Source organism: Trinickia sp. (assembly GCF_051961175.1).
Lineage (GTDB): Bacteria > Pseudomonadota > Gammaproteobacteria > Burkholderiales > Burkholderiaceae > Trinickia.
Map to the genome: position 1 here is coordinate 1 of NZ_JBQCDN010000262.1, position 10,822 is coordinate 10,822.

11 protein-coding genes are annotated in these 10,822 nt (G+C 61.3%); 6 read left to right on the forward strand and 5 right to left on the reverse strand.

Annotated elements, in window-relative coordinates; translation table 11 throughout:
- The first annotated feature begins 109 nt into the window (after positions 1 to 109).
- Both ACTHL0_RS15735 and ACTHL0_RS15740 read left to right on the forward strand, forming a co-directional pair.
- Complete coding sequence (locus tag ACTHL0_RS15735) at positions 110 to 406, forward strand: hypothetical protein (protein WP_440567741.1); 297 nt, start codon at positions 110 to 112, stop codon at positions 404 to 406.
- Between the two features lie 223 nt (positions 407 to 629).
- The gene (locus ACTHL0_RS15740; RefSeq protein WP_440567742.1) at positions 630 to 917 is read left to right on the forward strand and encodes a hypothetical protein; all 288 of its coding nucleotides are present in this window, start codon (positions 630 to 632) and stop codon (positions 915 to 917) included.
- Between the two features lie 74 nt (positions 918 to 991).
- On the opposite strand, the gene ACTHL0_RS15745 is transcribed toward ACTHL0_RS15740, so the two are convergent.
- Together ACTHL0_RS15745 and ACTHL0_RS15750 are read right to left on the reverse strand one after the other, a co-directional pair.
- Entirely contained in the window at positions 992 to 1,189 is a 198-nt protein-coding gene (locus ACTHL0_RS15745) for a hypothetical protein (protein ID WP_440567743.1), read from the reverse strand.
- A gap of 87 nt (positions 1,190 to 1,276) precedes the next feature.
- Positions 1,277 to 2,509, reverse strand: a complete 1,233-nt coding sequence (locus ACTHL0_RS15750; RefSeq protein ID WP_440567744.1) for a multidrug effflux MFS transporter — start codon at positions 2,507 to 2,509, stop codon at positions 1,277 to 1,279.
- Positions 2,510 to 2,686: 177 nt separating this feature from the next.
- On the opposite strand from ACTHL0_RS15750, the gene ACTHL0_RS15755 reads away from it, so the two are divergent.
- Complete coding sequence (locus ACTHL0_RS15755) at positions 2,687 to 3,598, forward strand: LysR substrate-binding domain-containing protein (protein ID WP_440567745.1); 912 nt, start codon at positions 2,687 to 2,689, stop codon at positions 3,596 to 3,598.
- 17 nt (positions 3,599 to 3,615) lie between these two features.
- Here ACTHL0_RS15755 and ACTHL0_RS15760 read toward each other — a convergent pair whose 3' ends face one another.
- Together ACTHL0_RS15760 and ACTHL0_RS15765 are read right to left on the reverse strand one after the other, a co-directional pair.
- Positions 3,616 to 5,877: a multicopper oxidase family protein gene (locus tag ACTHL0_RS15760; protein ID WP_440567746.1), complete on the reverse strand. Its 2,262-nt coding sequence runs from the start codon at positions 5,875 to 5,877 to the stop codon at positions 3,616 to 3,618.
- A 533-nt stretch (positions 5,878 to 6,410) separates the two neighbouring features.
- The gene (locus ACTHL0_RS15765) at positions 6,411 to 6,725 is read right to left on the reverse strand and encodes a hypothetical protein (RefSeq protein WP_440567747.1); all 315 of its coding nucleotides are present in this window, start codon (positions 6,723 to 6,725) and stop codon (positions 6,411 to 6,413) included.
- A gap of 288 nt (positions 6,726 to 7,013) precedes the next feature.
- On the opposite strand from ACTHL0_RS15765, the gene ACTHL0_RS15770 reads away from it, so the two are divergent.
- Entirely contained in the window at positions 7,014 to 8,144 is a 1,131-nt protein-coding gene (locus tag ACTHL0_RS15770; RefSeq protein ID WP_440567748.1) for an acyltransferase family protein, read from the forward strand.
- On the opposite strand, the gene ACTHL0_RS15775 is transcribed toward ACTHL0_RS15770, so the two are convergent.
- Positions 8,128 to 8,505, reverse strand: a complete 378-nt coding sequence (locus tag ACTHL0_RS15775; RefSeq protein ID WP_440567749.1) for a hypothetical protein — start codon at positions 8,503 to 8,505, stop codon at positions 8,128 to 8,130. The genes ACTHL0_RS15770 and ACTHL0_RS15775 overlap by 17 nt on opposite strands.
- 626 nt (positions 8,506 to 9,131) lie before the next feature.
- Here ACTHL0_RS15775 and tssE point away from each other — a divergent pair.
- Both tssE and tssF read left to right on the forward strand, forming a co-directional pair.
- On the forward strand, positions 9,132 to 9,614 hold the full coding sequence (gene tssE / locus ACTHL0_RS15780) for a type VI secretion system baseplate subunit TssE (protein WP_440567750.1): 483 nt from the start codon (positions 9,132 to 9,134) through the stop codon (positions 9,612 to 9,614).
- 16 nt (positions 9,615 to 9,630) lie between these two features.
- Positions 9,631 to 10,822, forward strand: a 1,192-nt coding sequence (gene tssF / locus ACTHL0_RS15785) for a type VI secretion system baseplate subunit TssF (protein ID WP_440567751.1), incomplete at its 3' end; no start/stop codon positions are given.

The window sequence follows — 10,822 nt, forward strand, 5'->3', positions numbered from 1 at the left end:
CTGGTACGGATAGCGTTGTATCGGAGGATTTAGCTGGGCGGGGCGCTGTGCTGCAGCGGCACGATTGATGCTCCCGAATGGGAGAACTTTTATCGCCTTGGAGCTTTCCATGTTGAATACCGGGCAACGCGAAGGGAATGGCGGGAAGCACGAGAAAGATGAGAGGAGAGAACAATCCGATGCCGGCGTGGAGCGGGCGCATATCGAGCGCCAGCCCGTCCCGGGGCATCCCGGGAACATTCCAACGGATTCGGATATGAGGCAATCGTCCAATAACGATCCCACCGAGGGCCCCGTGGCAGGGCCCGTGGAAAACGCGGAGGCGCCTGCTGCCGAGCCGGCCACCAAGCCGGGCACGCCGCCCGGGACGCAGAGCGAGCGCGGTCGGCTGCGCGGCAGCAGTTGAGGCGGCGATGATGGGGCTCGCGCTTTTATCGGCTTGCGCAGTGCGATGCCTGCGCGCCCTACACTGGCGGCGCGCGTGTGCGTCGGGTACTGCCGCGGGGCTTTGCGCAGCGAGTGCCGCCGCTTATTGCGCGCGGCAGGAAGGCGCCACGGCGTATGCGCCGCTCAATGCCGTTACGCATTGCATCTGGCCGGACCGTGCGCCGCGCGAGCAAGGCTTCAGCATGCGTCATACCGTCTTGGGCTTGGGCATTCATCAGGCGGCGGCCGTGTTTTGGGCGTTGCTGTTCGAGCGCCTCGTGCCGCGCGCTCCGCGCGAGCATCCCGTAGCCGTCGTGGCGGCCGCAGCGGGGACAGCCGCGACCGCTTATCTCGTCGATTATCACTTCGTGCCGAAGCGCGTCACGCCGGGCTTCGAAGCGCATCTCGGGCCGCGTTCGATGACGCGCGTCTATGTCGGCATTGCCCTGGGTCTGGCCGCCGTGGCCTTGCTGCGTTCTCCTGAGCGCTGAGCCGGCATTCAGATCACGTGTAACACGATCGACTGCGCTTGATGGCTACCGGCTGGCCCTCGCGCAAGACAAGCTCATTGCGGCCAGTGCTCGGCGACATCGGCCAGCGTCTCGCGCAGCCACACGCTTGCAGGATCGAGCTGACTACGCGGATGCCACGCGGCGAACATCGTGAACCCGCGGGCTTCAAACGGTAGATCGAACACATCGAGCACATCCCGGTAGCGCGTCACGAGGCGTGCGGGCAGCGTCGAAACATTCCGCGACGGCACATGGCGAACTAACCTCGGACAATGGGCATGTGTCGAGTGCATTTGATGGCGATCAGGGTGACGGCCTACCGCCACCCTGATCGCTATTTACGCTGCGCGCTTCGACGTGCAGACGGCTGCCGCTGTCGAACGCGGCATTCTCGACGCACGCAGCAACACCGGAAACGCGACGCAACCGAACGCCGCCACCACCGTGACGAATGCAGCGAGCGCCGCGACGGTACCGGGCAACGCCGCGACGAGATAGATCGCGAGCGAACCCGCGATCATATGCATCGCGCCCATGAGCCCTGATGCGGCACCTGCATTATCGGGAAAGCTCGTGACGCCGCCGGCGAACGAGAGCGGCAGCATGAAGCCGTTCGCGAGTGTGACGATCGAGATGGCGAGAATCATCGGCAACGGTGTGGCGCCCGCGAAGCTGGCCGCGAGCAGGCAGACGGCGCCGGCCGCCAGAATGGCATACCCGACGACGACCAGCCGATCGATGCCGTGCGTCTTCGCGAAGTGCCGCGAAGTCAGATTGCCGACGATATAGGTGACCGACAGGCTCATGTAGCAGTAGCTGATCGTCTTCGTCGACAAGCCCATCCCTACGAGAATGACGGGCGACGCGGCCAGATAGCCAAGATAGATCGCATAGCCGACGCACAGATTGACTGCATACGACCAAAACCGTGGCTTGGCGAGCAGCATCGGATAGCTGCGGAACGTGCGCGCAACATTGCTGTGGCGACTGGCCTTGGGCACGGTCTCGGGGATATAGAGCGCGAGCAGGATGGCGGCGGCGATGCCGAGCGCGGCCGTGAACAGGAACGGCGCACGCCATGACACGTAGGTCGTGATGTACCCGCCGATGAGCGGCGACAGCGCCGGCGACGCACCGACGATCGGCATGATCGTCGTGAACGTATGGGCCGCTTTCTTCGTGTCGAAAATGTCGCTGACGATGGCGCGGCCGATGACCATGCCCGCCCCGGCGCCAAGCGCTTGCAGCACGCGCGCAAGCCCGAACGCCGTGACGTTTGGCGCGACCGAGCAGCCCACCGATGCGACGGCATACAGCAGCATACCGGCGATGACGAGACGCCGCCGCCCATAGGCATCGGAGAGCGGGCCGTAAAGTGCTTGAGCGAGCGCAAGGCCGATGACGTAGGCGCTGAACGTGTGCTGCAGGGCCGAAATCGCCGTGCCGAACGCTTGGGCGGCGAGCGGCATGCCGGGCAGATTGATGTCGGAGGCGACGAGTCCGCTCGCGCTCAGCAGCACGAGCGTGACGGGCAGCACGCCTTGAGGAATGGCGACACGAGGCTGGTTCATCGTTTAATGTCCTTTGATCGATGCGTCGGCGAGAAGCGGCGGTCCCGCTCGAATTGCCCGGCGGGCCTTCGAGCGGGGCGGATCGGTTTTGCCGATGACAGGACTCAAGCTTAATGACCGCATATAATGCCGTCCAAGACTTAATCGATCACAGTTGTTGCCGAAAAGGACATAACCGTGGAGCTTCAACAACTCCGGTACTTCGTGGCGGTGGCGGAAACGGAACACGTGGCGCGCGCTGCCGAGCGGCTGCACATCTCTCAATCGCCGCTGTCGCGGCAGATTCGTCAGCTCGAGGATCATCTCGGGCTGCAATTGTTCGAGCGCATCAAGCAGCGCGTGCGCCTCACGCCGGCTGGGCGCGATTTCCTCGAGCAAGCACGCGATTTACTGAGCCGAGCCGAACGCATTGAAGAGCGGGCGCGGCAAGTGGGGAAGGGCGAGGCGTGCTCGTTGTCGATCGGCTATTGCGAGGGCATCGTTCATAACGGGACCTTACCGGCTGCGCTGCGGCGGTTTCGCAGCGCGCATCCGCGTGTGAATCTGAAGCTGGCCGCGATGCGCTCCGGAGAGCAGGTTGAGGCGCTCGAACGTTCGCTGATCGACATCGCCTTTGTCTACAACCTGCCGAAACCAAGAGAATCGCTGACGAGCCGGTTATTGACGAGCGAGCCGTTCGTACTTGCGCTTGCCGACGATCACCCGCTGGCCGCGCAAAGCACGATCGCGGCGAGCGATCTCGACGGCATGCCGTGGATCGCATTGCCCAAGTCGATCAACCCGGCAGCACGCGAGCGTTTTCTCGCGGCATGCGAGGCAAGTGGATTTACCCCCGACATTCAGTTCGAGGTGGCCCACATCTCGACAACACTTGGCCTCATCAGCGCAGGGCTCGGTGTCGCGGTCATGCAATCGAGCATGCAGCGGATGAGCCCGCCCGGCGTCGTTTTCAAGAAAATGGATTGGCTGCCGCTTGTCGTCGAGATTCATTTGCTGTGGCGCGCTCACGCGCAAACGGCGGGGATGCGCCACTTCATGCGTGCACTCGAAGCATGCAACGAGGCGGGCGAACTCGCATTCAACGCTTGATGGCCCGCGCACCTTCGTCACTTCGCCGCAAGCGCCTGAGTCCCGCCGGCTCCGCATATCGGTGCGGTGAATACAAGCTGTGTCGATTGCTGCTTACCGTGGCGTAGTGCGTTGACGAACGCGTCGACGTCCGCCTTCGCCCGCAGCAGCGGTGCGGTGACATGCGAGATGAGCGCCGTGGTTGGCGAGACGATTTGGACATTCGCCATCATGCCTGCGTCTTCATGATCGAGCACGTGGCAATGCATGACGAATTCGCCCGTGAAATCCTGATACTGCGTGCGCATCACGACCGTATAGCCCGGCTTGATGAAGATCGTGTCGAGGAAGACGCCGTGCAACGTGCAGTACTCCGGGTCGCCCGTGGCAAGTTCCTGGGCCGTGCAATTGCCGCTCGAATCGTAGATCGAGACGCCATGCGGGTCGAGGACGTCGGCCACCTCGAACGGATTCACATGGATATGGAAGACATGGCCGCCATTGCCGCCGGCCGTCAGACGCCATTCGTCCGTCGTCCCCAGCACGGCGGTGTAGTCGATTCGCGCGGGATCGTAGACTTGCCCGTTCATCGTGAATTGCGGCGCGCCGTTCGCGAAGCCGACATTCATCAGCATCGGTACTTCCTTGTTGATCGGCCCGACGAGCGGCTGTTCCGGCGCATAAACGTGCGTATCGAGCGTGCGCAGATTTGCGAGCACATCGGGCGGCAGCTCGGCGTTCGCATCGACGAGACTATTGCGGATGTATTGCCAATACTTCGAATGACCAAGGCCGTCCGGTGTGTAGTTCGGGACGCCGGCGCCTGGGCCGATACGCACGAAGGCGAGCAGGCGCCGATCCTTTACCTTGCTGGCGCCGGTTTGGTAAGCGATCGTCGTCGAGGCGTCGGCGGCATCGTCGAGGATGCAATATAAGCCCGGTGTCGGGAATGCAACGAGCACGTCGCGACGATAGCCCGGATCGAGCGTTTCGACGTCTTGCTCGACCATGGCGCTGCGCGTCAATCCGTCCGCGGCGATTTCGATCTGCTTCACCGTTTCGCCGCCGCACAATTGACCGAGTGTCGTGGCCAACTGCGTGCGACTATGCTGTCCCGCCAGCCGTGCGCGAGCGGCGCGCGTCGCCGCGTCGATATCTTGAGGGCTCGTCGATGCGACGCCGGTGCGGCTCAGCGTCGAGATATTCGCTTGCACGACCTTCAGGTTGATCGTGTCGCGATTGCCGCCATGCACGAGGCGCCAACGTTGGATTTGACCAGCGGGCAGGAAACCGGTGTCCGACGGAAAGAGCGGCTGCACCACGCCGTTGAGCTGCGTATAGCGGCCTGAGACGGTCCAGGTCGAATTGCGTTGCCCTGTATGGCCCGGGCGCGGATCGGAGACGAAGTTCAACTGGCCCGTGTAATTGCGCAGTTCGCCGACACTCCCCGTCGGACACACCCACTCGAAGGTAGAGGGATCGGTGAGCGGTGTCGTGGCCTGCGCGTCGGCGAAACAGCCGTATTCGATCTGCTGGAACAGGAAGACATGCTCGGGGAATGCAGTGCGCGAACTGTCGTGAAGGATCGTATCGATGTCTGCCATCCCGTTGTTGACCGCTCGATTGGCTGCGGTGCGGCGGCCGCGAACGACGAGGACGCCTTCCATCCCGCTGGCGGCATCGATGGCTGTCGAACCGTGATGGTGGGCGTGATACCAGAAGGTGCCGGCCGGGTGATTCGCGGGAATCTGATAGACGTAGTTGGCCGAGCTGCCTGGCGGAATATCGATGAACACGTTGTCGCTGTTGCCCGATGGCGAGACATGCATCCCGTGCAGGTGGAGATTCACGGTGTTGAAGCAATGCGGCGTGTCGTGGGCGCCGTTCGGTGGACACGTGGCGGCCGATTCGGGCGGCAGCGTATTGTTGACCTGCACCCTCAGCGTTTGCCCGGGATAAACATTGATCGTGGGGCCGTAGGGGCAGCCGTTGTAGGCGCGGAGGTTGACTTGATCGTATGCGTCCGTCGACGGATTGTAGAGGCGATAGGACGAATAGCCCGCGGTGAGCGCGATCGGGCTTGAACCGTAGACGGCATAGCCGGGGCCGCCGCAGGTTGGCGTGGTAGCGAAGGCATGCGGGCCGCGCTTGACGGGCTGCTCTGCCACGGGAATGCGGCCAAGGCCGCCGTCCAGGTCGACGAACGATCGCGTCGCACCGGGGCCGGCGAATGCCGCCACGCAAAAGGATAGCGACGCGCAAGCCGCCACCGCGGCGATCAACCGAGTGAACCAGCGCATAAATAGACTCCCGCGTGGCGATTTATAGTGCGTGGGGTTTTGCAAACATAGCGAAATGACGCGCTTCGTCGATCGACGATTTGTGCCGTTGATCGCTCGGCAGCAAGGCTAGCAATGAGGCGTTCGGAAATAAAGCGCGCGTACCTAAAAGGGATGGTAATTGTCCGAAAACCCCTTCTTTGGCTGGAACTGTCCGAATGAAGTGCGGATAACCGGACTGTCCGTTGGCTATTGCGTTGGCTATTGTTCCGAGGCGGGAATGCCGTAGGGTCCGGTAAGTCGATTGTCCAACGAGGGGATTGCGTCATGCGCCGAGCGGGACCTCATGTTCTTGACGGGGCAGCATGACGCAGGCAGTCCCGATACGCAGCGGATACAACTCTTCGATGTGTATTTGAAGGGCGCACCGGTATCGACGTTGGCGAGCCGGGTAGCGAAACGCTTTCGTTCGTGCTTCAGTCACTGAGGCAGACGAGTCAGCCCGACGCAGAAAACCCGCCTATAAAACCCGCCATGTGGCGGGTGGTTGGCGCTCAGGGGAAATAGAGCTTGATGATGGCGTGCGCCCCACCCAATAGCGCGGCACCCTCGATCATGGGAATCCAGCGAGTTTGGAGATTCAGCTTGCGTGTTTCTGCCTTGAGCTTCGCCTCCTCCGCATCGAGCTTCGTCTTGTCCGCATCGTGCCTTGACGTCTCGGAATCGAGCTTCATCCTTTCAGCATGCTGCTTCATCTTCTCGGCATCAAGCTTCATCGTCTCGGCGTGCAGTTTCAAGATCTCGGCTTCGAGCTTCCGGCAATCGGCGCGGAGCTGATCGACTTCGTCGTCGAGCTCGTACGTAGCCATCGTGCTTTGCATGTGCGTCCTGTCCGAATGGGCGTCGCGTTTAGCGAAACCGCTTGGGCGTCATGTTTAGCCCCGTCGCTGCCGGGATCGACTAGTTGGTGCGCTAGTCCGGTAGCTCCGGTAGTTTGATGTCTGCGCCGGCGGAGCGAGCAGGATAGGCTGGATTTTCGGACGAAGTGCCTGGGCGCGAGGGCTGCGGGATCCAGGTTTCGCTTGTACGTGGGACACCGCACGCTGTCCGTATTGCCCTTGCCGTATCGTCTGAAGTTCACTCATTGGGGCAAAAAAATGAGGAACGCCAGCATGGAGGGATTGCGGGGAGCCGCTGCACTGCTCATCGTTTTCTTCCACTTACACATGCAATTGCCGGGGCTCGCCGCGACGAGGAACGGCTATCTCGCCGTCGACCTTTTTTTCGTTCTCAGCGGATATGTGATTGCGGGCGCGTACGGCGCGCGACTGCGCGACGCGCGCGAAGGGTTCGCATTTATGGTGCGCCGCTTCGCGCGGTTGTGGCCCGCGCATATCGTTGCAAGTGCGCTTTGCGTCGCCATCCCTGCCGCGATGCTGGCACTCGCGCGCGCCCCGCTTGGACAAGTCGTGCCAACGAGCGGCGAGACCCTTGCTATCGTCAGCATGACGCAAGGCTTGCATACGGTAAGCCGCGACGTAGGAACGGCCGTCTCATGGTCTGCGAGCGACGAGTTTTACGTCTATGCCGTCTTTGCCGTGGCCTGTGTCATGTTGCGCGGCCGCGCCAGGATTGCCGCGTTCGCCACATTCGCGCTCGTCGGCTATACGCTCGCCGTTTGGATCTCTCTCAGCATGGGGGCCTGTGCGAAAGGCAGTTGCTACAGCGCGACCTTCGATTTTGGGTGGACGCGTTGCCTGGCGGGATTCTTCGGGGGCGCGCTCGTCGCCGAGTTCCGCGAACGCGCGCCAGTGACCGCGCTCGCTCGCCGAGTCCCGCAACTGCTCGCGTTTGCCTCCGCGCTCGCAATCGTCGCGTTTGCGCACTTGGCGACGGGCCTCGCGTTCGCCGCGCCCTTTGCGTTCGCCGCGCTCGTCGCCTCCTTGAGCCGCGATGGAGGGCCGGTGGCGCGGCTCTTCCAGTCGCGCCCGGCGCAATACCTCGGGAGCATCTCGTATTCGCTTTATCTCGTGCAGTCGGCGAGCCGATATCCCCTCGGCGTCGCGGCGATGAAGTGGACGAGTCCCGTCGCTCAGGCGGCTGAGGCTGCGCTCATGCTGTTCATGTCGTTCGCGCTCGCCAATATGCTCTACCGGCGCGTCGAGAGACCTTGCCGAGAACGTATTAATGGATGGGTTGCCTCGGCGCTTAGCCCGTCTGGCAAGTCGAGCCGGGGTCGCGTCTCGGAAGCCCCGAGCGATGACGCGACCGCTATGCGGCATTCGTGAAAAAACTGATGCGATCGATTAACGTCGTAACGGGGGCGTCCCTTTTTTGAAACCGGCATCTGGAATCTTCTTGACGATGAAAAAACACAGTGGCTGACATAGGAGCAGCTTTACGCAAATCAAGAAGGGCGTCCACGCGCCGATAGAGGGCAGCCGCTTTGAAAGTGCCTCCGACTCCTTGGCGTTGCGGCTCACGTTCGATCATTGCGCTATTTGCTGACATTAAATTCAGGAAATTCTGACTGAGGCCGAGCAAGATCAGAAATGGCTCGCAGCGTAGACTAAAAAAGATAGGCAGGTTGTTTCTTCTGACAAAGAAAGCGCTTGCCGCCATCGTTCGTTTGATTGGGCCTTTGGACATCCCCGTTCCAGAGGTCTTGCCGCGTCGCCGTCGTGTGACGCGGCCTTTTCGGCGCCGTATCGCTGGAACGCTGAACGTGGCGCGCGATCGGACGGCCGGTAGCGAAACGTTCTCTGCTGAACTCGCTTCGGTTGCGCCAACGCAAAAGCACTTCACCGTGATTCGTAGCGGCGAGGAAGACGATGGGCTACAAGATCTGCAGATTCCGAATCTTTCCGATCTGAGGCGAACGGCTCAGAATTATCTCTGTGATGAATTCCGGAAGTAACGCTCGCGGGATGTTCGCTGGTACGTCTTCCACAACTTGCGCCGAAACTTTCACGACAAAGTCATCGGGGGCGATCTTCAGGCTGTGCTCGTAGGCAACGTGGTAATTCATTTCTTAGGAAATCCGACGACAGTCAAATGCAGGGCGCTACCGCGCAGCGGCAGCATGGCCATTGTACGTGGGCAGTCCTGGCCGGCTTCGTCTGGAACTCGTTGCGACTGGCGAGCATTTTGGGATGTTTCTCATTTTCTCGACAGCAGCGCGAGCACTCCGCAGGGAGCTGGGGGCGGTCCTGTATGATACGCCTCGCACTTGAGAGGGTGTGTCATTACCGACTCCTTCAAAGAAATAGAAATAGATGAACCGTTTCGAACCTAGTCTGCTCGATAAATTGTTCGGCGATGGCCCGAATCAGCCGACGTCCGCCGTCGTGCGCCAGCTGTCGCTAGACGAACTGAAAGGCACTGTCGCGCGCCATATCGAGTCACTTTTGAACGCCCGAATTACATTCAAGGACGAACACCTCGCCGGGTTCGACGAATGCCAGCGGTCGGTGCTGACGTACGGGCTCAACGATTTCGCTGGGCTCAGTCTCGCCAGTCACGACGACCGGGAGACCATCTGCAAGTCGATTCAACGCGCGATCGAACGGCACGAACGCAGGCTCCAGCAGGTCGAGGTCAAACTGGATTTGAACGCACAGTCCACGAACGTGCTGTGCTTCGCCATCAAGGCGATGCTGGTTGTGCATCCGGCTGCGGAGCCGATCAACTTCGACGCCATGCTGCAACCGTCCACGTTGCAATATTCGGTTACGCGCGCGCGCCCAAAGCGGCTTTAAAGAAGTTACGAACACGATGGAAGAATTACTGCCGCACTACGAGCGCGAGCTATCGCACTTGCGCCACTATTCCGGGGACTTCGCAAAGCGCTATCCTAAGATCGCGGGGCACCTTTTGCCGGCGGATGAGCACAGCGACGATCCGTACATCGAGCAACTGGTCCAGGCGATAGCGATGCTCGATGCGCGCATCGGCAAGAAGCTCAAGGACGATCACCTGCAATGTGTCGAAGCGCTCTTGGATGTGATGCACCCGCACTATCTGCGGCCGTTCCCGGCATGCTCGATCGCGCAGTTTTCCGTGATGGCCGCTACTGACGGTAGGCCGAACTCCTATAAGCTGGCACGGGGCACGGAATTGGTCAGTCGGTCGATCAACGGTGTCCAATGTCGATTCAAGACCGCCTACGACGTGACACTCGCACCGCTTGCGATCAGCGAGGCGCGCTATCTGCCGGTAGCTGTCGCTCCTGTCGTTTTGCCGATGAATGCGGCGGGGATCGTGTCGATCACATTTGAATCGACGGCGCCCCACCTGGATTTGCGATCGCTCGGCCTGCGTACCGTTCGCACGTATCTGAATGGCGAATCCTCGTTCATTGCCGCGCTCGCCGATGGCTTGTTCATCCATGCGCTGGCAGGCTATGTGGAAGTTGATGGCGATGGCCGCTGGAAGCCGTTGCCGACAGTACCCGTCAGGCAGGCCGGCTTCGATAGGAAGAACGATGCACTGCTCGACTATCCGTGGAAGTCGCACCCCGCATACCGTCCCCTGGCTGAATACTTCGGCTTCCCTGAGAAACACGATTTCGCCGACATCGATCTCGGCGCAATACTCGATACGGCCGGGGCATGCCGGCGTGTGACACTCCACATGGTGCTGAAGGAGGGGCACGGTAACCCGCACGCTGCACGCCTGCTGGATACGTTGTCGGCCACGCACTTTCGCCTGTTCTCGACGCCTGTCGTCAACGTGTTTCGCCGCCCCGGCGAACCGATTCGCGTGACGCATCAAGAGGTCGGCTATCCGGTTGTGGCGGATGCAAGCCACGCGGCTTCGTACGACATTTATTCGATCGATTCAGTGAACCTTGTGCGTCAAACGCAGACGCGCAGCCGCGTTATCGAGTTCCAGCCGATTTTTTCTCAGCGCTACGGAGACGACCCACGGTCCGTGCGCTACTGGTTCGCCCGTCGCGATCCGGCTG

Bases quoted from the DNA above. Each gene is read 5' to 3' on its own strand.
- ACTHL0_RS15735 (WP_440567741.1), top strand. From the start codon at position 110: ATGTTGAATACCGGGCAACGCGAAGGGAATGGCGGGAAGCACGAGAAA.
- ACTHL0_RS15740 (WP_440567742.1), top strand. From the start codon at position 630: ATGCGTCATACCGTCTTGGGCTTGGGCATTCATCAGGCGGCGGCCGTG.
- ACTHL0_RS15750 (WP_440567744.1), bottom strand. From the start codon at position 2,509: ATGAACCAGCCTCGTGTCGCCATTCCTCAAGGCGTGCTGCCCGTCACG.
- ACTHL0_RS15760 (WP_440567746.1), bottom strand. From the start codon at position 5,877: ATGCGCTGGTTCACTCGGTTGATCGCCGCGGTGGCGGCTTGCGCGTCG.
- ACTHL0_RS15765 (WP_440567747.1), bottom strand. From the start codon at position 6,725: ATGGCTACGTACGAGCTCGACGACGAAGTCGATCAGCTCCGCGCCGAT.
- ACTHL0_RS15770 (WP_440567748.1), top strand. From the start codon at position 7,014: ATGAGGAACGCCAGCATGGAGGGATTGCGGGGAGCCGCTGCACTGCTC.
- ACTHL0_RS15775 (WP_440567749.1), bottom strand. From the start codon at position 8,505: ATGTCCAAAGGCCCAATCAAACGAACGATGGCGGCAAGCGCTTTCTTT.
- tssE (WP_440567750.1), top strand. From the start codon at position 9,132: ATGAACCGTTTCGAACCTAGTCTGCTCGATAAATTGTTCGGCGATGGC.